The 26,624-nt window shown below is 62.5% G+C and carries 25 protein-coding genes; 11 read left to right on the top strand and 14 right to left on the bottom strand.

Going from position 1 to position 26,624, the window contains the following annotated elements; all coding sequences use genetic code 11:
- The 7 genes from ABV518_RS08870 to ABV518_RS08840 all read left to right on the top strand — a co-directional run.
- Nucleotides 1–691, top strand: a 691-nt coding sequence (locus ABV518_RS08870) for an enolase C-terminal domain-like protein (protein ID WP_367766566.1), incomplete at its 5' end; no start/stop codon positions are given.
- Nucleotides 681–1,310, top strand: coding sequence for a gluconokinase (locus ABV518_RS08865; RefSeq protein ID WP_367766565.1), 630 nt, complete (start codon nucleotides 681–683; stop codon nucleotides 1,308–1,310). The genes ABV518_RS08870 and ABV518_RS08865, both read left to right, overlap by 11 nt.
- 15 nt (nucleotides 1,311–1,325) lie before the next feature.
- The gene (locus ABV518_RS08860; protein ID WP_367766564.1) at nucleotides 1,326–2,159 is read left to right on the top strand and encodes an SDR family NAD(P)-dependent oxidoreductase; all 834 of its coding nucleotides are present in this window, start codon (nucleotides 1,326–1,328) and stop codon (nucleotides 2,157–2,159) included.
- On the top strand, nucleotides 2,119–3,840 hold the full coding sequence (locus tag ABV518_RS08855) for an MFS transporter (RefSeq protein ID WP_367766563.1): 1,722 nt from the start codon (nucleotides 2,119–2,121) through the stop codon (nucleotides 3,838–3,840). Before ABV518_RS08860 ends, ABV518_RS08855 begins: the two co-directional genes overlap by 41 nt.
- A 119-nt stretch (nucleotides 3,841–3,959) precedes the next feature.
- Nucleotides 3,960–4,853 carry a 2-hydroxy-3-oxopropionate reductase gene (locus tag ABV518_RS08850; protein WP_367766585.1) on the top strand — a complete coding sequence of 298 codons (894 nt, stop codon included), beginning with the start codon at nucleotides 3,960–3,962 and terminating at the stop codon, nucleotides 4,851–4,853.
- Between the two features lie 53 nt (nucleotides 4,854–4,906).
- Nucleotides 4,907–5,380: a MarR family winged helix-turn-helix transcriptional regulator gene (locus tag ABV518_RS08845; protein ID WP_367766562.1), complete on the top strand. Its 474-nt coding sequence runs from the start codon at nucleotides 4,907–4,909 to the stop codon at nucleotides 5,378–5,380.
- Between the two features lie 65 nt (nucleotides 5,381–5,445).
- A complete protein-coding gene (locus tag ABV518_RS08840; RefSeq protein WP_367766561.1) occupies nucleotides 5,446–6,465 on the top strand; it encodes a polysaccharide deacetylase family protein in 1,020 nt (339 codons plus the stop codon).
- 20 nt (nucleotides 6,466–6,485) lie between these two features.
- On the opposite strand, the gene ABV518_RS08835 is transcribed toward ABV518_RS08840, so the two are convergent.
- Complete coding sequence (locus tag ABV518_RS08835; RefSeq protein WP_367766560.1) at nucleotides 6,486–7,544, bottom strand: LacI family DNA-binding transcriptional regulator; 1,059 nt, start codon at nucleotides 7,542–7,544, stop codon at nucleotides 6,486–6,488.
- A 208-nt stretch (nucleotides 7,545–7,752) separates the two neighbouring features.
- Between ABV518_RS08835 and ABV518_RS08830 the strand changes: the two genes are divergently transcribed.
- Both ABV518_RS08830 and ABV518_RS08825 read left to right on the top strand, forming a co-directional pair.
- Nucleotides 7,753–8,877 (top strand): LacI family DNA-binding transcriptional regulator, encoded by a 1,125-nt coding sequence (locus ABV518_RS08830; RefSeq protein WP_367766558.1) that lies wholly within the window; start codon nucleotides 7,753–7,755, stop codon nucleotides 8,875–8,877.
- 243 nt (nucleotides 8,878–9,120) lie between these two features.
- The gene (locus ABV518_RS08825; protein WP_367766557.1) at nucleotides 9,121–11,547 is read left to right on the top strand and encodes a hypothetical protein; all 2,427 of its coding nucleotides are present in this window, start codon (nucleotides 9,121–9,123) and stop codon (nucleotides 11,545–11,547) included.
- Nucleotides 11,548–11,705: 158 nt separating this feature from the next.
- Here the strand turns inward: ABV518_RS08825 and ABV518_RS08820 are convergent, their stop codons facing one another.
- From ABV518_RS08820 to ABV518_RS08800, 5 genes are all read right to left on the bottom strand, one after another.
- Nucleotides 11,706–12,272 carry a recombinase family protein gene (locus ABV518_RS08820; protein WP_367766556.1) on the bottom strand — a complete coding sequence of 189 codons (567 nt, stop codon included), beginning with the start codon at nucleotides 12,270–12,272 and terminating at the stop codon, nucleotides 11,706–11,708.
- A 162-nt stretch (nucleotides 12,273–12,434) separates the two neighbouring features.
- Complete coding sequence (locus tag ABV518_RS08815; RefSeq protein ID WP_367766555.1) at nucleotides 12,435–12,803, bottom strand: hypothetical protein; 369 nt, start codon at nucleotides 12,801–12,803, stop codon at nucleotides 12,435–12,437.
- A 52-nt stretch (nucleotides 12,804–12,855) separates the two neighbouring features.
- A complete protein-coding gene (locus ABV518_RS08810) occupies nucleotides 12,856–13,245 on the bottom strand; it encodes a hypothetical protein (RefSeq protein WP_367766554.1) in 390 nt (129 codons plus the stop codon).
- Between the two features lie 176 nt (nucleotides 13,246–13,421).
- Nucleotides 13,422–15,059: a DUF6119 family protein gene (locus ABV518_RS08805; RefSeq protein WP_367766553.1), complete on the bottom strand. Its 1,638-nt coding sequence runs from the start codon at nucleotides 15,057–15,059 to the stop codon at nucleotides 13,422–13,424.
- 658 nt (nucleotides 15,060–15,717) lie between these two features.
- Nucleotides 15,718–15,993 (bottom strand): type II toxin-antitoxin system Phd/YefM family antitoxin, encoded by a 276-nt coding sequence (locus tag ABV518_RS08800; protein ID WP_367766552.1) that lies wholly within the window; start codon nucleotides 15,991–15,993, stop codon nucleotides 15,718–15,720.
- Nucleotides 15,994–16,056: 63 nt separating this feature from the next.
- Here ABV518_RS08800 and ABV518_RS08795 point away from each other — a divergent pair, with 63 nt between their 5' ends.
- A complete protein-coding gene (locus ABV518_RS08795) occupies nucleotides 16,057–16,239 on the top strand; it encodes a histone-like nucleoid-structuring protein Lsr2 (RefSeq protein ID WP_367766551.1) in 183 nt (60 codons plus the stop codon).
- 231 nt (nucleotides 16,240–16,470) lie between these two features.
- Here ABV518_RS08795 and ABV518_RS08790 read toward each other — a convergent pair whose 3' ends face one another.
- Nucleotides 16,471–16,617, bottom strand: coding sequence for a lmo0937 family membrane protein (locus ABV518_RS08790; RefSeq protein WP_367766550.1), 147 nt, complete (start codon nucleotides 16,615–16,617; stop codon nucleotides 16,471–16,473).
- 960 nt (nucleotides 16,618–17,577) lie between these two features.
- Between ABV518_RS08790 and ABV518_RS08785 the strand changes: the two genes are divergently transcribed.
- The gene (locus ABV518_RS08785) at nucleotides 17,578–18,174 is read left to right on the top strand and encodes a hypothetical protein (protein ID WP_367766549.1); all 597 of its coding nucleotides are present in this window, start codon (nucleotides 17,578–17,580) and stop codon (nucleotides 18,172–18,174) included.
- Nucleotides 18,175–18,184: 10 nt separating this feature from the next.
- Here ABV518_RS08785 and ABV518_RS08780 read toward each other — a convergent pair whose 3' ends face one another.
- From ABV518_RS08780 to ABV518_RS08750, 7 genes are all read right to left on the bottom strand, one after another.
- Nucleotides 18,185–18,871, bottom strand: coding sequence for an N-acetylmannosamine-6-phosphate 2-epimerase (locus ABV518_RS08780; protein WP_367766584.1), 687 nt, complete (start codon nucleotides 18,869–18,871; stop codon nucleotides 18,185–18,187).
- Nucleotides 18,872–18,873: 2 nt separating this feature from the next.
- Complete coding sequence (locus tag ABV518_RS08775; RefSeq protein ID WP_367766548.1) at nucleotides 18,874–19,836, bottom strand: ROK family protein; 963 nt, start codon at nucleotides 19,834–19,836, stop codon at nucleotides 18,874–18,876.
- Nucleotides 19,837–20,040: 204 nt separating this feature from the next.
- Nucleotides 20,041–20,958, bottom strand: a complete 918-nt coding sequence (locus ABV518_RS08770) for a dihydrodipicolinate synthase family protein (RefSeq protein WP_367766547.1) — start codon at nucleotides 20,956–20,958, stop codon at nucleotides 20,041–20,043.
- A 53-nt stretch (nucleotides 20,959–21,011) separates the two neighbouring features.
- Nucleotides 21,012–21,818 carry an ATP-binding cassette domain-containing protein gene (locus ABV518_RS08765; RefSeq protein WP_367766546.1) on the bottom strand — a complete coding sequence of 269 codons (807 nt, stop codon included), beginning with the start codon at nucleotides 21,816–21,818 and terminating at the stop codon, nucleotides 21,012–21,014.
- On the bottom strand, nucleotides 21,815–23,944 hold the full coding sequence (locus ABV518_RS08760; RefSeq protein WP_367766545.1) for a dipeptide/oligopeptide/nickel ABC transporter permease/ATP-binding protein: 2,130 nt from the start codon (nucleotides 23,942–23,944) through the stop codon (nucleotides 21,815–21,817). The genes ABV518_RS08765 and ABV518_RS08760 overlap by 4 nt, the downstream gene beginning before the upstream one ends.
- A 3-nt stretch (nucleotides 23,945–23,947) precedes the next feature.
- Complete coding sequence (locus ABV518_RS08755; RefSeq protein ID WP_131132216.1) at nucleotides 23,948–24,904, bottom strand: ABC transporter permease; 957 nt, start codon at nucleotides 24,902–24,904, stop codon at nucleotides 23,948–23,950.
- 48 nt (nucleotides 24,905–24,952) lie between these two features.
- A complete protein-coding gene (locus tag ABV518_RS08750; protein WP_367766544.1) occupies nucleotides 24,953–26,596 on the bottom strand; it encodes an ABC transporter substrate-binding protein in 1,644 nt (547 codons plus the stop codon).
- Between the last annotated feature and the right edge of the window lie 28 nt (nucleotides 26,597–26,624).

Raw genomic sequence — 26,624 nt, 5'->3', positions numbered from 1 at the left:
CGCGTTCCCCGTGGAGGAGGACTGGGACACGCGGGCCTACCTGCGCCACCTGCCCACCGTGTTCGAAGCTGTCCGGAACGAATTCGGCCCCGAGCTCCCGCTGCTGCACGACGGCCACCACCGGATGACACCGATCCAGGCTGCCAAGCTGGGCAAGGCCCTGGAACCGTACGACCTGTTCTGGCTCGAGGACTGCACCCCGGCCGAAAACCAGGAAGCCCTCCGCCTGGTCCGCCAGCACACCACCACCCCGCTGGCCATCGGCGAAATCTTCAACACCGTCTTCGACTACCAGACCCTGATCAAGGAACAGCTGATCGACTACGTCCGCGCCGCCTCCACCCACTTCGGCGGGATTTCCCCGCTGAAGAAGGTCATGGACTTCGCCGCGCAGTACCAGATCAAGTCCGGCTTCCACGGCCCCACCGATATTTCCCCGGTGGGCTTCGCGGCGCAGCTGCACGTGGGCCTGGCCATCCACAACTACGGCATCCAGGAATACATGCAGCACTCGGACAAGACCAACGAAGTCTTCGAACAGTCCATGACCTTCGTGGACGGCTACCTGCACCCCGGCGACAAGCCCGGCATCGGCGTCGAATTCAACGCCGAAGCCGCAGCCGCCTACCCGTACCAGCAGGCGTACCTGCCCTACAACCGGCTCGTCGACGGCACCGTCCATGACTGGTGAGGCAGGGGCTTTGACGACCCAACCCCAACGGCACCGCATCGTCGTCATGGGCGTCTCGGGCTGCGGCAAGACCACCATCGGGGACCTGGTGGCCCGCGAACTGGGCGTACCGTTCCTCGACGGCGACTCCCTCCACCCGGTGGACAACGTCGCAAAGATGGCTGCCGGAACGCCGCTGACCGACGAGGACCGCTGGCCCTGGCTCGCCACGGTGGGCAGCGAACTCGCGGCCGCCGGAAACGGCGGACTGGTACTCGCCTGTTCGGCGCTGCGCCGCAGCTACCGCGACGCCATCCGCGCCCAGGCCCCGGACACCGTTTTCCTGCACCTGCACGGCAGCAAAGAGGTCCTGCGGGCACGGACCGAAGGGCGAACCGGGCACTTCATGCCGCCCGCCCTGCTCGACTCCCAGCTCGCCACCCTGGAACCGCTCGACGACGACGAAGCCGGCATCGTCGTCGACATTGAGGCGCCCGTTCAGGAGGTGGTGTCCGCGGGTTTGACGGTGGTGGAAGCACATGTAGGGCTTTCCGCGGCACCCCGCCAAGACGCCAAGACGCCAAGACGCCAAGACGCCAAGACGCCAACTGATGATAATGACGCCAACCCCTGTGCCTAACGAAAGTGGAAAACAATGAAGATAACTTCCGGCCAAGTCGCCGTTATTACGGGAGGTGCGAGCGGTATTGGTTTTGGTCTCGCAGAAGCCCTGGCCGCAAGAGGTGTCCACCTGGTCTTAGCCGACGTCCGTGAGGGAGCCCTTGAACCGGCTGCTGATGCGCTCCGGGCAATAGGTGCCGAGGTTGCGACCGTGCTAACTGACGTGAGCGACCGGGCTTCGGTAGGAGAGCTTGCGAACCGCACCTTGGAGCTGTTCGGGCGGGTTGACCTCGTCTGCAACAATGCTGGACTCATATGCCAGGGTGCACCCTTATGGGAACAGGACATGCAAACTTGGGACCGGATGATCGCGGTGAAGATCATGGGAGTCATCCATGGAGTGCAGGCCTTCGCCCCCATCCTGATCAAACAAGGTACCGGGCATTTTCTTAACACGGCATCGTCCGGCGGGCTGGCTCCCTTGCCAAACCGCACCCCCTATACGGCCACCATGCACGCAGTCGTGGGCCTGACAGAGACACTCGACATCGAACTTAGAGCAGCGGCGCCCGCGCTCGGTGCAACCGTTCTATGTCCGGGGCTCGTCGATACAGCCCTCGGACAAAACTCGGCAACGCTCGGCGCCATCAAACTTCCGGCCGGCGCCGAAGGAGCGATGCGGAGCATCGCTGCCGCATCCGGAGGTATCCTCACGCCCTTGGGGGTAGCCGAGGCAGCGATCGCCGCCGTGGAGCAGGACAGGGTGCATGTGGCCCCCGGGCATGACGTTCTCGCCCGCGCGAGGGCCAGAGTCGAAGCTCTTCTGAGTGACCTGGAACTTTCAGGACAAGTCATTGAGACCCGCTAATTTCAAGATAAGCAACAGCAGGCCTCAGAGAAGAGCGGTACACGGAAGGAAGCTCACGAGGACTTCCTCCGGCGGCTCGGTCCTCAAACAATTGACTGGTTTGCTGACGGGCCTCCTGGTGGCGCTCCTTGCGAGCTCAATTGTTTCCACATCAATTCCCCGCATTGTTAACGATCTTGCCGGGTCCCAGGCCACCTTCACATGGATCGTAACTGCCACTTTGCTGGCGATCACCGTGAGCACGCCAATTTGGGGCAAGCTGGCCGACCTACTTGACCGGAAGGCGTTGGTTCAGGCAGCCCTTGTGGTCTTCATCGTGGGTTCCCTATTGGCTGGCGCCGCACCGGAATCAGGCGCTTTGATCGCGGGACGCGTCATTCAAGGACTGGGTGCGGGCGGCTTGCTGACTCTGGTGCAGGTCATCATGGCCGATATCATCAGCCCGCGGGAACGTGGAAAGTACATGGGCTTGTCGGGCGCGGTCATGACGGCGGGCTCCGTGGGTGGTCCTCTTCTCGGTGGAGTCATCACGGATTTGGCAGGATGGCGCTGGAACTTCTTCGCCTCGGTTCCCATCGCCTTAGCCTCGCTCGTCCTGATTCAATTTACTCTCGACCTGCCCCGGAAGCGCCGAACCGTGACCATTGACTATGCCGGGGCCATCCTCATAACCGCAGGCGTGTCAGCTCTGCTGGTTTGGATATCTTTGGGCGGCTCGCAGTTTGAATGGCTCTCACTTCAATCTCTAATATTGCTGGCCGCATCCGTCGTCCTGCTCGTCACGGCCGTCCTGGTAGAGAGGAAGGCCGCAGAACCGATCATCCCGCTGACTCTGTTCCGGAATCTTTCGTTCTCGCTCACTGTTATCGCCAGCATCTCGGTGGGCGTGGCGGTCTACGGTACTGCTGTGTTCATGAGCCAGTACTTGCAGCTGAGCCGTGCGGCCACTGCCACTGACTCGGGCCTCATTGCCATGCCTCAGGTCATCGCAGTGGTGGTGGCGTCAACAGTGGTTGGTGCTCTCATCAGCCGCTCGGGCAAGTGGAAGTTCTGGATGGTTCTGGGATCCAGCCTCCTCACCCTAGGGTTGGGATGCTTGGCAACGATAGGCGTGGCTACGCCGATACCCCTCTTATGGACGTACATGGCTTTCGTCGGACTGGGCATCGGAATGGTTATGCAAAACCTCGTCCTCGTCACCCAGAACACAGCCGACGTGGCGCAACTGGGTGTAGCAAGCGCAGGAGTAGCCTTCTTCCGGACTCTGGGCGGAACCATTGGCGTCACAGTGCTTGGTGCTGCCCTTTCCTCAAGGGCAGCGCACGTCATAGCTGAAAACGCCGAGTCCTTGAGGGCACAGGGAATTGACCCATCGGTAATCAGCACTAAACGTCTTCCCGACATAGGCTCCCTAACCGATCCACTCCGTGCCGTGGTAGCGGAAGCCTACGCCCAGGGAGTGGCCGAGGTATTTCTACTCTCCACGCCGCTTGCACTCCTAAGCGTTATAGCCATCGCTTTCCTCCCCAACGTGCCCTTGAAGCGACAGACCGGCCTTGAACAACTCGCGGAAACGGAAGCCGGGATTGCAGTGGACCTGGCCGGGGGAGAGGCCCGAACAATTGCTGACAGCGAACCGGACCCCGCAAGGGAAGTACCGTCAGACTCCCGCCGTCCGTGACCCTGACCCATCCTCGGGTGAACAGGAACCCACAGTAGCCAGAGCGCCTCGGCTTCGATCCCAACCGACACATCGGCAGACGAAAAGATTTCGGAAACTGCCACCTAACCAGAGAATGCATTAAGGAGATTCCATTGAGCAACGTTGCAGTTATCGGACTCGGAATCATGGGCCTGCCCATGGCCATCAACCTCGTGAAGGCCGGCTACACGGTCACCGGCTTCAACCGCAGCCAGGACAAGATCGACAAGCTCGTCACTGAGGGCGGCCAGGGTGCCACGAGCATCGCCGACGCCGTGAAGGATGCCGACGTCGTCATCACCATGGTCCCGGACTCCCCGGATGTCGAGGGCGTAGTGAGCGGCAAGGACGGCGTCTTCGCCAACGCGAAGAAGGGCACCTTGTGGATCGACGCTTCGAGCATCCGCCCGGATGTCGCCAAGCGCCTTTCCGACGAGGCCCGCGAAGCCGGCCTCCGCCCGCTTGACGCCCCGGTCTCCGGCGGTGAGCAGGGCGCCATCGATGCCGTCCTGTCCATCATGGTCGGCGGCGAAAAGGCAGACTTCGAGGCAGCCCAGGACGTCCTGAACGCCGTCGGAAAAACCATCGTCCACGTCGGCCCCTCCGGCTCCGGCCAGACCGTCAAGGCAGCCAACCAGCTGATCGTGGCCGTCAACATCCAGGTCCTCGGCGAGGCGATCGCCTTCCTCGAGGCCTATGGCGTAGACACCGACGCCGCCCTCAAGGTCCTCGGCGGCGGCCTGGCCGGCTCCAAGGTCCTAGACCAGAAGGGCCAGAAGATGCTCGACCGCAACTTCGACCCCGGCTTCCGCCTCGCCCTCCACCACAAGGACCTCGGCATCGTCACCTCCGCCGCCCGCGAAGCCAACGTCGCCGTCCCCCTCGGCGCCATCGTCGCACAGCTCGTCGCCGCCACCGTCAACCAGGGCGACGGCGGCCTCGACCACTCGGGACTCTTCAAGCAGGTCCTCAAGCTCAGCGGCCGCGAGTAACTTCGGAAACAACGACCCGGTCGGTTCTACCCGGCCTCACCCCGGAGCCCAATATGCCATTAACCCCGGAAACGGCAGCGAGTCTCGTGCACGAGATATTCGACCTCCAGCGCGCAGTGCGTTGCGTCGCTGCCGTGACTCTGCATGGCGAAGCAACCAGCACTGCCCTTCACCTTGTGCTTCGGCTCATCGCTGAGGGGGAGTGCCGGGCCACTCGGCTCGCGCAGCGACTTGGGGTGGGTGCTCCGGTCCTTAGCCGGCAAATCGCGGAGTTGGTAGAGCAGGGTCTGGTAGTCCGCAGGAAGGATCCGGATGACGGCCGAGCCCAGCTTGTTGCCCTCACGCCGTCCGGTGCGGACAAGCTGCAGCACATGGAAGGACGACGGTTCGCGGTCTTCCAGAAGTCTCTACGGGACTGGAGTGAGGACGACGCCGTCAGCGCAAGGAAAGCACTTCAACGGCTCACTGAGTCGCTGGAAAAGACCGCAGGGGTGCCAGGGCCCTTCTCTGGGGCTACCGAAAATTAATCTTGACGTTGAATGTGCAGGGAAGGTTGCGCAGACGAGCAGCCGACCAAGGTCGGGCGTTCCCTGTGCTGAATTCCAAGAATTGCGTGATCGTATTCCACGGCGCGCAAACGTCGAGGGGGAATGAACGTATTCCACTTGGATTTGTCACTACCCATCCGGGGCGATCACAGGAACGATTGTGTCGCCTCCTCACCATGGTTTTCCCATGGAATTCCACGCGAATGATCAAGGTGTTTTTGATGCAAAGTGAGTCAACAAGGAGAAGTACCCTGGTTGCTCTGGGGACGGCCCTCATGGCGGCCTTAGGAGCATGCTCCGATGGACACCGGCGGCCGGAAGCAGCCGCCATCACTCCGTCTGTGGCTGCCGGGGAACCCCCGGCCGGGGCAATGGTTACATATGCCCCTGAGTCTGATGCGGCCATAGACGCTGCCGCAGCAGCAAAAATTCAAAGGAAAACCTTCACTCCGGACTTCGAAGTTCCCCCTATGGAAAACGGTCTGGCTCCTGTGCTGAGCCGCATTCCGACAAAGCATCCCATCGTCTTCCTGACCATCGATGATGGTGGTACAAAGACACAGGATATGGCTCTCCTGATGGCCCGGTACGAGTATCCGGCATCAATTTTCCTGGCTCAGACGTTCATTCAGGACGATCCTGCATTTTTCAAGGCTTTCGCCGCGCAGGGGAGTCGGATAGAGAATCACACGGTCAGCCACAACGTGAACATGGTCAAAGAATTGAACTACGACGGACACATGATCGAAATCCTCGGGATGCAAAAGTTTGCGTTGGAACACTATGGCCGCAGCCCCACGCTCTTCCGCCCACCCGGGGGCGCCTACTCTGACGTCATGAGAACGGCCGTAGCCGACGCCGGACTCAGGGCAATCATTACGTGGGAGGCAAAAGCCAACGCTGGGCGGATGGACTATCAGGTGGGCGATTCACTGCGGCCTGGCGACATCGTTCTGATGCATTTCCGACCAGAGTTCGCAGCTGATTTGGCCGCTTTCAGGAGTGCTCAAATCGCCGCTGGACTGCAGGTCGTGCTGCTTGAGGACTTTCTCGGCCTCACCTGAGAACTAGCCATCCAAGAGGCTCAGGGTGAATGCGGGCCGAGTTGCCCAATCTGGCGACGATAGCTTGTGGACTTTCGGATGACTAGCTCCGTGGTGAGGTCAGACGGCCCCTGCTCCTCAAGCCCTTTCACGGTTGCTATGAGGCGGCGGAAGGCATCCTCCCCAGCCGATCCCAGCGGAGTTCGAATAGTCGTCAATGGCGGCGAAGTGAAATCACATGCGAAAATGTCGTCAAAGCCGACGACGCTCAAGTCCTCAGGTACGGCAATGCCTGCCTCCTGACATGCTGTCAGTAGCCCAATCGCCATTAAGTCATTGTAGGTAAGCACAGCAGTGACGCCGGACGCGAGTACACGTCTGAGACCCTCTGCTCCGCCTTCATGGGTGGGGCTGCCCGGTCCGATTTCGACCACGTTCATTCCGCGTTGCAGGGCTTCAGTCATCACAGTCTCCCATCTCCACGCACTCATCCACGACGTTGCTGGCCCCGAAAGGAAAGCAACTGACTGGTGGCCGGAACTGGCAAGGTGAGCTATTGCATCCCTTATTCCAGGAGTTATGTCGGGAACCACGTGCGGAAGGGAGGGGACCTCCCTGTTAACCAGCACCACGGGTTTGCGCTCTGCGAGTCGGAGGATCTCTTCCTCTTTTAATCGTGTTCCAACCAGCACAAGCCCCTCAACTAAACTCAGAAGCCGTTCGGCAGTCTGAGCTTCCAAACCCGGCAATTCCTGGGACTCGGCCAGCACGAGCGTGTACCCCTCAGCGGAGACAACGCGCCCTGCTCCACGAACCAAATCAAAGTAGACCGGATTTGTGATATCCGACAGGAGGAGGCCCAATGTGCCTGTCCGTCCGGTCAGCAACGCCCGCGCCAGCGGATTGATGCTGTAGCCCAGGGCCGCAGCTGCATCACGGATATGTTTTTCCGTTTTCGCGCTGACTCGCCCGGGTTTGCTCAGCGCCCTGGAGACAGTCGACGGGCTGACTCCAGCCTCCTTGGCGATGTCATAGATTGATACTGGTTGCTTTCGGTTATGGGGCAGCAAGACTCCTGAGTCCGCGTCCTCTTCGCTCACTATTCCCCTTCATGGATCCCGTGGCCCAAATTAATGCTTTAGGCAGCACAGCCTGCTTTCAACCGGTTGCAATTTCTCCAGATTACAGGCCGCCCCGTGCTTACTGACGGAGGTGGATCCGATGAAATGCGGTTCCAGCCTTCTTGCGGGCAGGTCGTTGACCGCAAGAGTTTCAGACCGTGGTCTTGACTGAAACAGGTTGCCGGTAATGCGAGTTGGTTTCGTTGTATGCACCACTGCCTGTGAAATCATGGAGCATGTTCTACGTTCACGTTCACAGTCGGGAAAGGTGACTCTCGTGTCCCCGGAGCATGTGCCTGCATCCGCCCCAGGGGGGAAACCAGCCGTAACAATCTACGACATCGCCCGCACGACCGGGTTCAGCCCCTCGACCATCTCGCGTGCTCTTCACAAACCGGGTCGGGTAAAGCCGGCGACCGAAAAGGCCATCCGCGCTGCTGCCGAATCCTTGGGCTACCGCATCAACCCGATGGCTCGCTTCGTCACAACGGGTCGAACCGGCACCCTTGCTCTGGTCTTATCTGACATCACAAACCCGGTCTTCTTTGACCTTGTCCGCGGAGCAGAGCGGAGAGCTGCCCGCGAAGGGCAAACGCTCGTGATCGCTGAAACTCACGGATCGAGCAGCATTGAGCAAGAAGCAGTCGGGAGGTTGCTGCCAACGGTGGATGGCATCATCCTCGCATCCTCCAGGCTAGAGCAGGACCAGATTCGTGCCATTAGTGAACACAAAAATGTAGTCCTCGTGAATCGGACTTTGGCAGGCGTCCCCTCGGTCGTCCCACAATTGCAACCGGGCATCCGGGATGCCGTGAACCACCTCGGAGCGCTCGGTCACGTATCCGTAGCCTTTCTCGCAGGGCCCATAAACCTTTGGATGAGTCGCCATCGTCTCAGGCTGCTAGAGGAGGAGGCAACGCGGGCAGGGATCTCCGTGGTAGCCACAAGTCCCGCCGAACCTACCGTAGAAGGAGGCCGCCAGAGTTTGCACGACATCCTGGAAACGGGCGCGACTGCGGTTGTCGCCTACAACGACCTGATGGCCATCGGCCTGCTTCTTGCTTGCGGCGAGGGAAACGTTCCTGTCCCCGGAGGACTGAGCATCATAGGCTTTGACGACATATTTGGGTCACGCTTCACTTCCCCGCCACTCACGACGATTCGTACGCCACTCGCCTTAGCGGGAGAGGAAGCAGTTCTGCTATTGACCGCAACAGACGCCGCAGACCACATGGCGTCCGGCGAACCCCTCCTCGCTGAGTTTGTTCTCCGCGGATCAACGGGCGCTGCAGTCCCTCGTCCGGCAGCCTGAGCCTCACTGCTAGTCAGCCTCCCTAAGTCCCTGCGAAGCTGCACAGCCGATAACCGTGATTCTGTAAAGCTATTGTCAGCTCGGGCCCATGTGTGCGCTGGTGAGTAGATCCCGCTAGGGCCCTTCACTATAGGCGTGTCAGAGGAGGCACGTAGACGCCGAATGGAGCGACTACCGGCTCGGCGCGCCTACGATTGTCGCCGGCCCAACTTATGCTCGTAATCCCTAGGTCAGGAGCGTGGCATGTCTACCTTTCACTCGCTGGGAAGAGTAATAGGCGATTTCGATCCGGAGTCATTTGATGACTCCGTCAATGAGCTCCTTTCTTTCCGCAACTGCAGGACCCCCTCGGATGCACGGGCGATCATGCGGGAGTGCATCGAGAAGGAGGTGGCCGCAATTGTTGATCTGATCGCGGACGCTGACGCCTTTGATGTCGTTGAGTTAATGCGGATTAGGGAGTTCTCCATCGTCCCCGATCCCCGCGTCGCCCCGCCCGGCGGCGCGTCCCTGCCGGTGGAGATCATCGCCGCTGTCCTACTGGCGAGGCCATCGCGCAAACCACATCCCATCCCCCGGGGAGACACGAGGCCGCACGAGGTGATCTCGAACCTGCACGAGCGTTGCGTCAGGCTTGCCCGGATAGCTAGCTACCGTCAGCTGGTTGAGGGCGGACTCCACCTTGACCCGCTTGGTCGGCTGGCCAGCGAGTACCAGGGCGCTGTGCTGAACATTCGGAACCTTCAATACGACCACATCCGCGACCGACATGACCGCACGCTGTTCGAGACGACAGTTTCGAACAGCCTCATGCAGACGCACCTTGGCTACGGGTATCGCGAGTTAGTGGCAGTGCGATCGGCGATGAATGACATCTCTGCTGAACGCATGACACGCCTCCGGGACGAGACCGGTAATCTTCTGATGGCGCACCAGCACCTCGACCCCAAGGACGTTCCTCGCGAGGTTATGGAACAGTTCATGGCCGGGATGATCCCCTTCATGTTCCTCCCCGCCGATCGGTCCATCATTACGTCGTCCGACGTCGCAATCGCCTCGGGATTGGATGTCGTGACAGCGAGGAAGGTCCTCACCTCGTTTGCTCAGCAGTTCGACGACTCGGCAAGCCCAGGGGAGCGAGTCTTCGATCTCCTGATGGGCAATAATCCGTTCTTGGTGCGACCGTTGATGTCTGACGGACACGACAACTTTGCACTCACATCTAATGAGATCGGGCTAGACGTCCTCCGACGGATATTCGAGCGCGCACTTCCTCCCAATTCCCCCGATGTGCGCAGGTATGACCAGAAGGCCCGGCAGCCCGTCAGTGAGGAACTCGCCAAGAACTATCTGGAGACTGTTCTCGGCGCCCGGGCCTTTCGGGAAGGCTACCACTACCTTGCCCCCAAGACGGGTGTCTCTGCATACGAGCTCGGAGCCCACAATACGACCCCTCGCAAATCCGGCGACGATGTTGAAGGCGACGTGCTCTTCGTAATAGACGACGTCGCAATCGTCGTAGAAGTGAAGGGGAAGTCGATCGCCGACCAGGCTCGACGCGGCGATGTGCGACGCCTGACGAACGACCTCAAGGCCACGCTAGGGGACGGCGCGCGCCAAGCCACCCGCATTCGCGACCTCCTCGAAACCAATCACGGAATCTGGGAGAGCCCCACCACTTGGCTGGACCTATCGAACATTCGCGAGGTACGGACTCTTGTTGTAGTGCTCGACGACATCGGCCCGCTCGGCACTAACCTCGCGGATCTCCAGCACGCGGGGATCCTACCCAAGGACAGGCCGCCGCTGGTTCTATCGCTCCACGATCTCGCCGTCATAGCCGAGATCGGCGAACGTCCGTCAGAGTTCTTGCTCTACTTGAGGCGACGCACCGACAGCCCCGTGACCACCTACTACCGCGCTCTGGACGAACTCGACCTCTACATGCTGTTCCTCTCTGCCGATCTCTATATCGAGGCGGATCCCGAGGAGGTCAAGGCCACGCATCCAACGTTGCCAGCGGTCACGAAGGCCGAACGCCGTCGGCACACGCGCTCGGCCGTGGGCACCATGGTCAGCGACAACTGTGCCGACCTGACAGCCTGGATGAACCGCGACAAGCTGCCGCATGATGAACACCCTGCCAAGCCTTCTATGAACGCGCCGGTTGAAATCCTCGAACTGATCGACCAACTTAACTTGGCAGGCAAACCCGGTTGGTTCCGCTGTGGAGCGGACCTTCTCGCATTAGCCGGCGAAGGGCAGACGCGCGTCTTGTCAATGATCAAGACTTGCGCGCGAGCTACCCGCGAGGACGGCATATACCACGACGCGATGACCGGATTTGCAGGCATGTGGGGTTTCTCGACGCTATTCATGGCCACGGGACCCTCTGGCGCCCCGATTATCGACGTCAAGAAACGGCTGCAACTCTACGCGAAGGTCAAGCAGTACCAGTTGCAAGCAGATCGCGCCTATGGCTGGGTCTTCGACGAGCAGGGCTCCTTGCGAGACACCTTCTACCTCAATGCGGTTCCACAGAGTGATTCCGAGCTCGATGGCCTCATCGCGGACATGAGACTCAAGCCAGTGGGTCAGCGAATCCCGCCCATTCCGCCTTCGGCGCGTCGGGCAACGAAACGGTTAAAGAAGAAGGGCAAGCGTCGTTGACAAGCTGAACGATCGGCCCGCTTACGCGGCAGCAGGGCGGCAATCAGATGAGCGATTCTTTCGTTTGATGGCTGCCCTGATCGAATGCCGATAATGAGCGTTCCGTCAGGTTTCCGTCTTTCGGCCACAGGGTAACGGGGGCGCCCGCAGGGAAGAGGTCACCCCAGCTTGGCGTGCCGCAGGTACTGGTAGACGGTCTCCCGGCTGATCCCGTAGTCCCGGGCAAGAACGGCTTTCGGGACACCGCTGCCGGCACGCTGGACCAATTCGGCTGCCCGTTCCGGTGTGAGGGTCTTTTTCCGGCCTTTGTAGGCGCCCCGCTGCTTGGCCAGGGCGATGCCGTCCCGCTGGCGCTCCCTGATGAGGGAGCGTTCGAATTCTGCGAAGGCACCCATGACGGAGAGCATGAGGTTGGCCATGGGGGAGTCCTCGCCGGTGAAGACCAGGCTCTCTTTGACGAACTCCACCCGCACGCCCTTGCGGGTCAGTCCTTGGACGAGAGCGCGCAGGTCGTCGAGGTTCCGGGCGAGCCGGTCCATGCTGTGCACAACCACGGTATCCCCATCGCGGGCGAACCGCATTAGTTCCGTGAGCTCTGGTCTGGCGGTGTCCCTGCCGGAGGCTTTGTCTGTGAAGACCCGGTCCAGAACCTGGCCTTCGAGCTGGCGTTTCTCGTTCTGGTCCAGCGTGCTCACCCGCACGTACCCGATCCGTTGTCCCGTCACCGGCGCCTCCGACTCTCGTCCTGTCAGGTTGAGTTCTAGGCCTGTCCCAGAAGAAAGTCAAGACCGCCGGATCCGCTCGTCAATTTGGTTAGGGGCTCATGGGCAATGATTGTCAAGAGGGTTGTCGGGTAGGCAGCAGGGGGAGTGGGCCTAGCTGAGCCGTTACCTTGCCGCGTCAGGGTCCCAGTCGTCTTTGTCCCGGCTTCTCAGTGTTTCCAGGAGTTCCTCGGACTGAAGGTCTGGGTGACCGGCAGTAGCGGCCTCGTACTGGTCTGCAACGTCCCGCCACACACCGGCCGTCCACGCCAATGGGTTCGTGCCATTCTCGACGAGGAACGCATCAAGTGCGGACTTGCGGTAGACCAGGTTCCGACCTCGCTTCTCGGTCACGGGGCCCCGGCCCAGCGACTTCAATCCGTACATGGCCTTGGTGCTCAGGGCATAGCCCACTGGACCGCTGAGGTAGGCGGCGGCCTCTTTGGTCGACATTTCCATGTCGGGCGCCAGGCCGTCGATTTCGTTCTGATTCATCACTGTGCCTTTGGGTCGGCGGCAACCCGTGGGAGGCCGCCTGGTTTCAGGTTCAGACCGGCAGGGCTCCTCCGGCTATAGCGGTTCGGTTCCACTCGTTGATCCGAGCGAGCAGGGCCTTGCTCAATACGCGGGCTGTTGCGCCGCCGGCGCTGTGTTCGACGCCATGGATCGTGATGGCGACGGGCAGCCCGTTGAGATCCTGCAGCATATTGCTGAGTTCACGCGCGGTGGTCGAATGGAGGAAATGCCTGGTGCCGGCGAGGTCGATGGCGATGCATTCGCTTTCCGTTGCTTCGGTGAGTGAAACGTTGACATCTTCTGTTGTCAGCTGTTGGCGCTTGTGTCCTACTACGTCCACGCGTGTGACGGCGACGTGTCCGTGCGGCCAATCAACAGGATCCGCAGGCTCGTGTGTCTCACGTTCTGGCTTCCAGATCATCTTGCACCCCTCTACCTGTTCAATCGCATTCTTTTGGGCCGGTAATCAAGTTCATACTAGGCTCGGTCCGCGACGGAGGACTGAAAGACTCCGTCGTGACAGACTTCCCCGCCTGTTGCCGGGGAGTCCTGGTGTGCCAAGACTCCCCGGCAAAGGGGATTGCATGAAGGAAATGGCTAGATGCCCGGGGGGCCGTTTTCGATGGGGGCAACGAAAACGTCAATACCTCGCGCATCCAATTCGTCAACGGTTCGGACGAGCGTGACCTGACTGAAGCTGTATAGGGATCGAGCAGTCAATGGTTTGCCGTGGCGTCTTGCGATTCCGAAGACGACAGCCGGCGGCTTCAATTTGACGAGTGCTGGGTCCCCGCCGGCTGTCACGATTCGTGCCCTGAACTTTTCTCGTGCATCGCTGTCAGACATAAGCGTGTGAGCCGAGTTGTGCCCCTGCGCAAAGAGATGGCTCGCGGGGGCGGATGAGTCGATGTTTTTCACATGCACGAGTGTTCCGTCGGGTGTCAGGATGTCGCATGTTTCAAAGCCTCGCCGGCTCTGTTTCGTATATATGAGTTTCCGGTCTAAGAGGATACCGCCACAGGCTTCGGTAGCGATGACGTTGTAGTCCTTTTCCTTGCACTCGTTTCCAGCAGCGTCTTCAGGCCAGGCAGGAAGTTTCGTGGTCCACTGGCGATCAAAAATTTCTTGGACACGCTTTTCGAGTTGGTCTGCGTAGGCAGCGTCCATGAGGTACCAGACGCCGTCATGCAGGAAGTATCGCTTGTCATCAAGAGATGTTTCGAACGCCACCCATTTGCGGAGAGCAATGTCGGTACTGATGGCGGATTCGCCATCAGTGTCGCTGAAGAGTTGAATCTTTACGCGCTCGAGTGAACCGAGGATGCTCTTCGGTGCGAGTGCCCCGATAATGTCCTCCAGGCTTGGAATGCCGGCGCGCACCGTCCTGGAGCCCCGGCCCTTGATAACGAAAGACTCCGGGGTTCCGTTTTCGTCGACATTCTCGTGCGGCCACGCGACCGCCACTTTGTTGTTGGCAGGATCTACCAGGGCTGCAGCCAACAACCCATCAAGCCTGACGGCAACATCACTCGTTTTCTTGATGGCCACCAACTGTTCTAGGACCTCAAGTTCTTTGAGTGCGGGCTTGGCTAGAACGGCCTCGATTGCCGCCAGGTCCGACAAGAGTCCTCTTGGATTCTGTGCAAGGGGCACGCTGAGGGCATCTGCTCCACGCAGTTTGAAAGACTTGCCGATGCTCAGTCCAGGAATCTCAGCTGTTGCCACGAGGCGGGTCACGAGCTCGCCGAACCCCCCGATGCCAAAGCCACGCAGTTGGGCCCCGGATGGGATGGATGAGCGATCCACTTTGGCCCGGTCATCCATTGTCTTGCGTGTCAGGGAGTTGAGATTTTCCGTATCGGCTACGCGGACGGCGATTCGCTGTCCGAATCCCGGATCGATGAACGCCTGGTCTAGTAGGAAGAAGCCCATGCCGTATGACAGCGCCCATGTGACGCCATCCGCCGTTTCGATAAGCAGCACCGCCGCGGCCGTCGTGTTTCGGGCATTCACCTCGTCGTCGATGAGCTCACTTACGCGTCCGGCCCATTTGGCGCGCTCCGTTTCAACGTGTCCTTGGACGAGCAAGGCTGGGCGATCGCCAACGGCGCATTCCTGGACGTTGAACCCCTCCATATCCAGGTACTTCGCACGGATGGCGCTGCGAAACTCGGTAACGTCTGTGAGGCGGTAGAGCGTAGTCGGGGTGGAAGTCGGTCGGCGTCGGGCTGCCAAATGTTTCGTCCGTTCTGTCGGGCTCCCTGTGCATTGCTGAACCGGCTTGGCCAACGTAAACGCTCAGGAAGGTGAGCTGGAGTCCTGCCGCAGCAGGTCTTCATCATTGCGAACGATTATCAATAACCGGGCTCTATTCTCTCAGTATTGGCTCAAGTTTCCCGTGGCTTGAAGGACTAGGTTGGATAGGTGGACCGAGCAAGGGCGCGCTCCTGATGGCTCGGTCAAGCTGCCCGCAAGGCCGGTGAATGATATGCTAAAAAGAGTTTAGTTGAATGTTCAACTAAACTACTTGACGTAACGTGGGTTATCGGCGTTTCGTCTGCCTGAGCCGGGTGAGAGGCGCCCAAATGGCACAACTTGGAAGATTTCGAACGCGGTTTGTAGACGTCAGACCGGTGTTCGATGCGATGGACGTACAGGGTGACGCTTCGATATCGAGGGTGAACAACACTCGATAGTCACCACGGCGTGCGGTGCGCGGGGCAATAAGTTCGTTGGTGAGGGGCTTGCTGAGCCGGTAGGGAATATCGGCCAGGACACCGGTGACGAATTAGACGATAGCGGCGGCAGCCTTCTCTGACGGCCGGCGAAATCCCTTCAGCGAGGCTGGTGACTTCGACTTTCCATGGCCCGTGCTCGTTGGATGGTTGCTCGGTCACTTCGGAGGTAGTCCAAATTCACGGCGCAGGTCATCGCCGCTGACCGTATTGCCTTCGGCGATGTCGCGCCGGGCCTGGTACAGGTCTTCGCGGATTCTAGGCTGCGAGAGCCAGTGGATCGTTTCCTGCAGGGACTCCCGGTCGTCGGCGGACATCAACACGGCTGAGGGGTGCCCATGACGGGTGATCTGGATGATCTCATGCGTCTTGTCGGCTTCCTCTACAAGCGCGGAAAGCTTGTCCCTGGCTTCGCTCAGCGGTACCGTTCTCATTGCTTAGATACAGCCTGAAATCCGGCTAGTCACTAGCCTCACTTTTGGCCGATAAACGTGGTCATGTCAGCCTGCGACCAAAAAGGCGTCTCCATCGGGTTATCGCGGCCTACGCTCCACCTCTCATCCACTGGTGCTCCGGACGCAAAAGCGGTTCGGCTGTGGGCAATCGAATACGGTCTCAAGGTAAATACGCGCGGCCGTATCCAGTCGGACATCGTCGAGAAATACGAAGCGGCGCACTAAAATCCAGCCCGGGCGAGGCGGCGACGTGGGGCACCCCTCGCATTCAAATGCCTCCCTTGAGAACTAGCGGCAAGCCTTGCGAAGAGCCCCCAGCAGAATGCGGCCAGCTGTCGGGTTCCGCGCTCAAAATACGCACAACGGTGAGCGATTTGGGGCCGCACCCTCTCTCCGCGAGAACCCGCCTGCGGCTCACACTTCGGCGTCTGCAGTGGGCGGAATATGGCTCGGTATTCAGACGCGGGACCTGCCACGGAGGAAATGGAAGACCAAGACGACCACGGCGACAACCAAAAGTATGTGTATAAGCCCGCCGCCAATATTAGTGAGCAGGCCCAGAAGCCAGAGAACTGCAATGACGATGGCTATCCAAAGCAACATGAGAATCTCCTTCGTGCGTTTACGGACGGTAATGCTGATTCTTCATCCCCACGGCCCCGCCTAGTTGGGTGGGAGGCAAGAATGACATCTCAGCCAGGGAGGTGGCTCCCGGGCCGATGCCGGCAAGGATCATAGTTCCTACCTCTTGCTCCCATGGACCAATGCGGTATCTATTCGTCAGCCGGGGTAACCATTAAAGTTTGTGACCCGGACCGAAGACCCACTCGCGTATCGGGTGGTGCCTATCACCATATTTCAGGAACTGCATTACTGGAATGGCCAAACAATAAGCAGCACACATGATCTGACCGGCAACCTCGGGCTTTTGAACCAACTACGGCTCCATCGAGGGACCCCTGAGGCAAGAAGGCCGCAACCCAAGCCCAACCGAATTCACACGCAGGTCGGGGACATAATCCGCACTGAATGCTCCCCGTCAAACTGCCGGTGCCCTCCGCCCGAGGCCACCGGCCTGGTCGGGTTCCAAGCTGATTCGAACGTTAGCAGCCTTCGGCGTTGTGGACGCCGGGCCGCCCTGTCTCGCCCGGCGCGCCCCGGCGTTCCATAAAGGCCGTCAGCCCCTGCTTCGCGGCTCGTTGGATTAGCCTGGTCCAGTCCAGGGCCACAAGTCTCCCGGGTCGGTATCGGATCCCTATGACTCTAAGGCGCGGCGCCCCTCTTAGCGCCCTTTCAACTCTGGTGCCAGGTGCCTCCTGAGAGTACCGTTTTTCCCATCAGAAGACTCCGCTGACTGGGCTACGGACACATCTCTTGTGCGTGGAGGTGCCCCTTGTGAACAGTGGCAGCGCGGAGCCCAAGATGCCCCTTCCCTTAACGGGGCACATCACATCCACCCGCCTAGCAAGTCATGGCGTGTGCGGGTCACGGCCAAGATGGATGCAAGCAACGAACAGATGATCTCTGGCTCGCTGCTGCGGGCCACCAATTGAGGAGGATGCAATGAAGCACAAGGTACTCGCAGCCCTGGGAGCACTCATCTCCACGGTCGGAATCGCGGTCGCATCCGCTGTACCCGCGGCGGCGAAGCCACTCGAACACGACCATTTCGTGGATTCCGGCAGCGAAATCGCGCAGGTTGCGGACCCCGAGTTCTGCGCGGGCGTCGTTGATTTCCCGGTGCTGCACGAATGGAATGCCGAGGGGCAATTCCTCTTCGTTCATCACGGCGACGGCTTCGCCTACGGAGGGGGTCCGACACGGGCCACCGATATGTGGACGAACACGCTGAACGGGGAGACTTTGACAGTCACCCGGGTTGGCCAGGGCCGGGACCACAAGATTACCGACAACGGCGACGGCACGCTGACGCTCGAGTTCGCTAACTCTGGCGTCCAAAAGGTCTACGGCCCTGATGGCGAGCTTCTGTTCATGGATACGGGCCTGTTCAGGGCCGAGGTCCTTATTGATCACGGCGGCACGCCATCTGACCCGACCGACGACGAGTTCATCAAGTTCCTCGGAGAGACGGCGGTACATGGGCAGATGGACACGCTGGAACGCGACTTCTGCGAAGACCTCGTCTCCTATATCGGCTGAAGGGGCTAGCTCAGGACTCCAGCGCCGCCGCGAACCAGCCCGTGATGGTGGCCGGATGCGTGATGGCGGTGCCCACCACGATGGCGAATGCCCCGGCGTCGAGGGCTTGCCGCGCCTGCGCGGGGGTGTGGATGCGGCCTTCTGCGATCAGCGGCACGCCGAACCCGGCGGCAGCGATTTCCTCCAACAGCGCCAGGTCCGGACCCTGCGTCTTGGGGCGCTCGCCGGAGTAACCGGCCAGGGTGGTTCCGATCAGGTCCGCCCCGGCATCGACGGCCGCAGCGGCATCCTCAAACGAGCCGCAGTCAGCCATCACCAGGGCGTGCGATTCGGTGTGGAGCCCGTGCACCGTCTGGGCCAGGGTCAGGCCGTCCGGGCGGACCCGGCGCGTGCCGTCCACGGCCACTACGTGGGCGCCGGCGTTGGCCACGGCCAGGGCGTGGCGGAGTGTGGGAGTGATGAAAACGCCGTCGTGCCCGTCTTTCCACAGCCCGATTACGGGGACCTCGACGGCGGTGCGTGTGGACTGCACGTCGGCCAGCCCCTGGACGCGGACCGCCGCAGCCCCGCCGATGACGGCCGACGCCGCCACCTGGCCCGTGGTACGCGGGTCCCGCATGGGTTCGCCCGGGTACGCCTGGCAGGACACAATCAGCCGGCCGCGGAGGGATTCGAGGGCATCGGGGGTCAGCATCAGGGTTAGTTCCTTTGGAGCGCAGGGGTGGAGGTGAGGACGAGGCTCGCGGCGCCCACCAGGGCGGCGGCGTTGCCGAGGTCGGCAGGAAGCACGGGCAAATCAGCGAGTGAGGGGAGCAGCTCGGCACGCAGGGATCGTTCCATCGGCTCCCACCACGACGGGCCGGCGCCGGCCAGGCCGCCGGAGACCACCACGACTTCCGGGTCGAGGACGTTGGCGAGCCCGCCCACGGCCTGCCCGGCCGCTGCAGCTCCAACTTGGATCGCCCTGACAGCAGCAGCATCGCCGTTTGCGGCGAGGGCAAAGACGGCCCGGGCGTCGGTTGCCGGTGCCCGCCCGCCGAAGCGAAGGTACGACCCGTGCACGGCGGGGCCGGAGGCGATGGCCTCCACGTGGCCGGAACCGCCGCAGACGCAGGGGAGCGGGGTGCCGCCGTCGAACGCGTACGGGGAAGTGAAGTGCCCCACGTGCCCGCCCACAAAGCGGTGGCCCAGAACAGGTTCGCCGTGAAGGACAAAACTGCCTCCGACGCCGGTGCCGAAGGCCACCAGGAGCGAACTCGCCGTCCCGGCGGCGGCGCCGGCCCGGGCCTCGCCGAGGGCATGGGCGTGGACGTCGTTCACGGCCTGCACGGACGACGGCGGCAACCCCAGCCGCGAGGCCATCCCGGCAGTCAGTTCCGTCCCGGCCCAGCCAAGGATCGCGTCGGTCGCCGAAACCACCACCCCTCGGCCGGCGTCAATGACCCCGGCAGAACCAACCCCAACACGATCGACGGCGATCCCAGCAGCGGCTGCCCGGGAAATCAGCCCCGAAACCAGCGCAGCCGTAGCGTCGAGAATTGCGGTCCCGCCGTCGCGGTTGAGAGTAGGAATGGTCTCCGAAAACAGGACCTCCCCATCCCCGGAAACAACCCCGGCAGCTGTTTTGGTGCCACCCAGGTCAACACCAATCGCGTACATCATTTTCTTCCTAACAGGGGATCTCGACAGGCTCGATCACCGGACGGCCAAGGTGACATGCCCACCAAGCGTTTGAGGGTTGTTTTGCGTAGTCCCGCATCGCCGACCAAAGCATCGCGTAGGTCGCCCAGCGACCGAAGAGGTGCGCCGGGAGGTGTCTAAGGGACGGCAAAATGACCCCTCAGACGCGCCCCGGCCAGCGCGAACCTAGACCAGCCCGTTGCGTTCGAGGATGACCTTGATCGCCGTTGTTTCGTCTTCGTTGAGTGCCGGCATCGGAACACTCATGGTGTTGGATTCGATGACGCCCATGATCTGCAGGGCGGTCTTGAAGGCGCCGAGGCCGGCAGCTCCGCCGGAGACGCGGCCGTTGGGCGTGTAGACGATCTCGAAGAGGTCGGCCAAGCGGTCCTGTTCGGCGGCGGCCTTGGCCCAGTCGCCGGCTTGGGCGGCATCGAACAGGTTGCGGTAGCCGCGCGGGTCCACGTTGCCGAGGCCGGGCACCACGCCCTGGGCGCCGCCGAGGAGGGCGCCGTCCACCACTACCTCGTGGCCGGTGAAGATGTCGAAGTTGTCGATGCCGCGGGCCGCCAGGAGCAGCTGGCGGAAGGACACGTCGTCGCCGGAGGAGTCCTTGACGCCGGCGATCACGCCGTCCCGGCCGAGCCGGACCAGCAGGTCGGTAGGGAGCTTGAAGTGCGTGCGGACCGGGACGTCGTACGCGAAGATCGGCTTGCTGACGGCGGCGTGGATGGTGCGGAAGTGGGTTTCGGTTTCCTCCGCGTTGCCGATGGCGTAGTACATGGAGGTGACCACGATGGCGTCGGCCCCAAGGTCGATAACCTTGCGGGCTTCCTCGATCACGCGGTTGGTGGTCTGCTCGTTGGCGCCCACGATGAGGGGGACAGCCCCCGCGTTGGCCTCGGCGATGGTGGAGACCACCAGCTCACGCTCGGCGTTGGTCATGTACGGCACCTCGGCGGAGGAGCCCAGGACGAACAGTCCGGACACGCCGCCGTCGAGCAGGTGTTTGGTGAGGTTCTGCAGCGACGCGGTGTCGATGCTGCCGTCAGCGTGGCGGGGGGTGACAACCGGCGGGATAACGCCCTGGAACTGGGAAGACACGGAAAAACTCCAATGATGGGGGTGGGTAAAAGGGTGTTGAAAGGGTGGGGAAATCAGGTGTGCAGCAGGCTGGGCGCGGCGCCGAGGAGCTTCTTGGTGTAGTCGTTGCGGGGGTGGTCGAACACCTGCGCGGCGGGACCTTCCTCCACGATTTCGCCGAAATACATCACGCAGATGCGGTCGGACACGTAGCGGACGGTCTGGATGTCGTGCGAAATGAACACCATCCCCAGGTTGAGCTGCGTCTTCAGGTCCGAGAGCAGGTTCAGCACCTGGGCCCGGACGGAGACGTCCAGGGCCGACGTCGGCTCGTCCGCCACGATGATGTCCGGGTCCAGCGCCAAGGCCCGGGCGATGGCCACGCGCTGGCGCTGTCCGCCTGAAACCTGCGACGGCGTGACTCCCGCGGCGGAGTGCGGCAGGCCCACGAGCGCCAGCAGTTCCTTGACCTTGGCGGCGCGGCTGGCCGCGTTGCCGATGCCGTGGACCTGGAGCGGGTCGGTGAGGATGTCCTGGATGGTCATGCGCGGGTTCAGCGCGGTGGCCGGGTCCTGGAAAACCACCGAGACGGCGCGGCCGAATTCTTTGCGCATGGCGGCGTTCCGCTTGATGGCGGGTTTGCCGTGGAACAGGACTTCGCCGGAAGTCGGGGCCTGCAGTCCCACCAGCACGGACGCCAGTGTTGACTTGCCGCAGCCGGACTCGCCCACGATGCCCACGGTTTCGCCGCGGCTGATGGTGAAGTCCACGCCGTTGACGGCCTTGACGATGTTGGGGCGGAAGAGGCTGCCCGTACGTGCCCGGTGATGGACCTTGACGTCCTTCAGTTCGATGACCGGTTTGCCGGTGGAAACGCTCACTGTGCGTCCTCCTTCAGGTGGCTGGCCCAGTAGTGGTCGGAATCGCCGCTGACGGAGGTGAGGACCAGGTGCTGGTTGGGGTCGGCGTCGGCCCGCAGGGACCGGGCCGCAAAACGGTCGCCGGCTGCGAAGTCCTGCGGCGCAGGCACGGTGCCGGGGATCTGGTGCAGGCGGACGGCGTCGGCCTCGATGGAGAGCACGGCGCCCAGCAGGCCGCGGGTGTATTCGTGCCTGGGGTTCTGCAGGAGCTCGGACGCCTGCGCGGATTCCACCACCTGGCCTGCGTACATCACGGTGATGCGGTGCGCGAGCGATGCCACCAGGGCGAGGTCGTGGCTGACGAAAACCATGGCGAAGCCGAGCTGCTCGCGCAGTTCGTTCAGCAGGTCCACCACCTGCTTCTGCACTGTGACGTCCAGGGCTGTGGTGGGCTCGTCGGCCACCACGATCCTGGGCGAGCGGGACAGCGCCATCGCAATCAGGACGCGCTGGCGCTGGCCGCCGGAGAGCTCATGCGGGTAGCTCGCCAGGGTGCGGACCGGATCCAGCTTCACCATTTCCAGCAGCTCGGTGGGGGTCTTGCGGCCGCCGCGGCGGGTCAGCTGCAGCATCTGGTCCTTGATCTTCATGGACGGGTTCAGCGAGCTGAGCGCATCCTGGTAGACCATGGCGATCTGTTCGCCGCGGAGCCCCTGGTAGGCCTTGGCGCTGCTGTTTCCCGTTGCCGGGTCCAGCAGTTCCTTGCCGTCGAATGTGATGGAGCCGGAGATCTTGGCGGTCTTGGGCAGCAGGCCCATGATGGCCAGCGACGTGATGGACTTGCCGCAGCCGGACTCGCCCACCAGGCCCATGGTTTCGCCCTCTCGGACGGTGAAGGAGACGTTGTCCACAATCGCCGTGTCGCCGAAGCGGCCCGGGAAACGGATGGACAGGTTCCGGACTTCCAGGACGGTGCGGGCGGTGGCCGGCACCTGCGGGAGCCGGTCAGCGCGGCCGTGCTCGACGGCGGCGAGCAGCTTCAACTCCTGGTCCAGCAGGGCGTGCGGGTTGGCAATGGCAGTGCGCGGGTCGTGCAGGACACCGGCACCAAAACCGCCGGAACCTCCGGCACCACCGGCAAACGGGGCCGCATCACCCGAGGCGGCGCGGACGCCGTCGAGCTCGTGCTGTTCCACGACGGATCCCTGCGCCACGGACGTCCCGATCTCGGTGTCGACGGCGGTGGCGGGGACCGCAGCGGAGGAACCGTCGTCGTCCTTCACTGCCGGCGCCCGGCGCAGCTTCGGGTTGACCATGGCGTCTGTGAGGCCTTCGGCCAGGATGTTCAGGGCCAGCACGGTGAGCAGGATGGTGAGGCCGGCGAACGTGGTGGCCCACCAGCCGCCGGACAGGACCAGGTTGCGGCCGTAGGAGATGACGTTGCCCCAGGACGGGGCGGGGTCCTGGACGCCGGCGCCGAGGAAGGACAGCGAGGCCTCGAGGATGATGGCGTCGGCCACCATGACTGTGGCGAACACCAGCACGGGCGCGGCGGTGTTGCGGACGATGTGCTTGAGCAGGATGTAGAAGCGGCCGGCGCCGATCACCCGTTCCGCCCGTACGTAGTCCTCGCCGTACTGGGAGAGCACGTTGGCGCGGACCACGCGGGCCAGCTGCGGGGTGTAGATGACGGCGATGGCCACGATGATGGTGGGCACGGTGTTGCCGAAGGCGGCCAGGAGGACGGCTGCCAGGGCGATGCCGGGGAACGCCATCAGGATGTCCATCAGGCGCATGATCAGCTCGTTCACGGCCTTGCTGGACGTGGCGGCGAGCGATCCCAGCAGGGCTCCGACCACCACGGCCAGGCCCACAGCGCCGAGGCCGATCAGCAGCGAAGACTGTGAGCCGTAGAGCAGGCGCGAGAAGATGTCGCGGCCCAGCCGGTCGGTGCCGAAGAAGTGCTCGGCGCCCGGCGGGGTGGCCGGAATGAAGGATTCCAGCGGATCGTGCGGGGCGATGACCGGAGCGAAGATCGCGGCAACGGCGATCACCGTGAGGAAAACAAGGGCCAGGCGGGAACTCCAGGGCAGGGCCTTGAAACGGATTCCCGGGGCGCTCAGGCGTTCAGCGAGTTTGCTGCGCATGGGTCAGACCGTCCTGATTCGGGGGTTGATGAGCAAGTACAGGAGGTCAACGGCGATGTTCACCAGGACGAAGGTGACCGAGATGATCAGGACCACGCCCTGGACCAGGTTCACGTCCAGGTTGGTGATGCCGTTGAGGATCAGCTGGCCCATGCCGGGCAGCGCAAAGATCATTTCAATGACGACGGCGCCGCCCAGCAGGTAGCCGATCCGCAGTCCCAGCACGGTCACCGGAGTCACGAGTGCGTTCCGGAGCACGTTCTTGGACACCACCTCGCGGTAGGGCACGCCGTTGCCGATGGCGGTGCGGACGTAGTCCCGGTCCAGTTCCTCCACCATCGAGGTGCGGACCACCCGGATGAGCGAGGCCGAGACCGGGATGCCGAGCGCGAGGGCCGGAAGCGCCATCGAGTTGAGCCAGCCGCCGAAGCCGGATTCCGGCGTCGCGATTCCCCCGGAGGGGAACAAGGGGCTGGAGCCGAGGGCGAACCACTGGATCAGCAGGATGCCCAGCCAGAACGACGGCGTGGCCACGGCGGCGATCGAGAAGACGCGCACCACCTGGTCCTGCCACTTATCCCGGTACAGTGCGCCCAGGATGCCGAAGGCCAGCGACAGGACCACGGCGATCAGCACGCCCAGGAAGGTCAGCTGCAGGGTCAGCGGGAACGCGGTGCCGATCATGCTGGCCACCGACTTCGCCGGCGGAGTGGTGACGCCGAGGTCCAGCTGGAGCAGCTTGCCCAGGAAACGGAAGTACTGGAGGAACAGCGGATCGTTCAGGCCGTTGTCCTGCCGGTACTGTTCCTTGGCTTCCTCGCTGGCGCCGTCGCCCAGGGCGCTGCTGGCCTGGTCGCCCGGGGCGGCCTGCAGGACCAGGAAGACCAGCAGCGTGATGCCCAGGACCATCAGGGGCAGTGCTGCGAGCCTGCGGCCCAGAAGGCGCAATATCGTGACCAATGTAATCTCCGGTTGAGTGGCTGGGGGTGGTGTGGCTAGGGGTGTGCGTCAGGCCGTGCGGCCGACGCCAACGAAGGAAACCCCGGTAGTGGGCAGCGGCTTGAAGCCGCTGAGCTTTTTGGAGTCCCAAGCGCTGGGGAGCTGGCGGTGGAAGACCGGGTAGAGCGGCAGTTCCTCGGACACGAGGTCCACAATTTCACCGGTCAGCTTCTTGGCCTCGTCCTTGGCGGACTGGCCGGCCTTGGCCATCAGGTCAATCAGCTTGGCGCGCTCGGGGGTGGAGGCCCAGTAGGCGCGGCCTTTCATCCAGGTGTCGCCGGCGTAGAACCAGCTCAGCAGCAGGTCGGCGTCGTTGCCGAACACGGATGGATCACCGGGGGCGGCGACCACCGTGTAGTCACCCTTGCCCACGCGGTCCGTGTACAAGGCACCTGACTGCAGGTTCTTTAGGGTTACCTTGACGCCGGGGATCTTGTTCCAGGATTCGAGCATCAGCGGAGCCACGTCCTTGACCCAGGCGGTGTCCGTGGTGAGGAGCTCGAATTCGAGGCTGGTGACGCCGGCTTCCTTGAGGAGTTCCTCGGCCTTCTTGGCGTCGTAGCCGTACACGTTCTTGGCCTTGACGTAGTCCGGGTGGCCTTCCTGGAAGTAGGAGCTGGCGGCCTTGGCGTTGCCGAACAGCGCCTTCTTGATGATGGATTCCTTGTCCAGGCCGTAGTGCAGGGCCTGCCGGACCAGCTTGTTGTCGAACGGAGCCTTGGCGCAGTTGAACATCAGGAACAGCAGGCCGAAGGACTGCACGGACTCCACCGTGGCCTTGGACTTCAGGCCGTCGATGTCCAGGTAGGGGACATCCTCGATGGCCTGGACGCGGCCGGACTGCATGGCGGTGACGCGGGCGGCGGCGTCGGAAAGCAGCAGCCAGGTCATGCCCTTGGCCAGGGCCGGCATCGGGCCGTTGTAGGCCGGGTTGGCCTCGAACACGATCTTGTCGTCCTTGACCGCGGAGACCAGCTTGTAGGGGCCGGTGCCCACGGGCTTGGCGTCGAACGCCTTGAGCTGCTCGGAGCCCAGCGGGAAGTTGGCCAGCGCCTTGGGCACCACCTTCACCACGGAGATGCGGGCCGCGAAACCGGGGAACGCGTACTTGAGGGTGAACTCCACGGTCTTGGCGTCCAGCGCCTTGACCTCCTGGATGAACGGGATGAACTGGGAGAAGAGTGACTTGTTGGCCGGATCCAGCACGCGGGTGAAGGAGAAGACCACGTCCTCGGCCGTGACGGGGGTGCCGTCGTGGAAGACGGCGCCGTCCCGGAGGGCCACCTGGTAGGTGGTGGGGCTGACCATCTTGGGGTCGGCGGCGGCCAGGGCGTTGTACGGCTCGCGGGTGGCGGGATGCAGTTCCACGAGGCCCTCGTAGATGTGCAGGTTGGCGGCCAGCGGGGTGGCGCCGGAGGAGGAGATGGGGTCGAACCCGGTGGAGAGGGCATAGGAGATGCCCGCCTCGATGATGAGGTCCTTGTTGACCGGAGCCGTATTGGAGGTGGCGCCGGCCGTTGTGGTGGCGGGGGCTCCGCAGGCGGCAAGGGAGGTGGTGAAAGCCGCTGCCGCGCCCAGAGCGCCGGTCAGCTTGAGGAAGCCACGGCGGCTGGCGTCAGTAGCCAGCGGCAGGTTCTTAAGGGTTGTGTTCATGAGATGCCTCGCCATTCCAGGGTGTTTA

The organism is Arthrobacter sp. HS15c (genome assembly GCF_040812005.1).
GTDB lineage: Bacteria > Actinomycetota > Actinomycetes > Actinomycetales > Micrococcaceae > Arthrobacter.
Note: the sequence above shows the minus strand (reverse complement) of the source record. Positions and strands in the feature narration are given on the sequence as shown.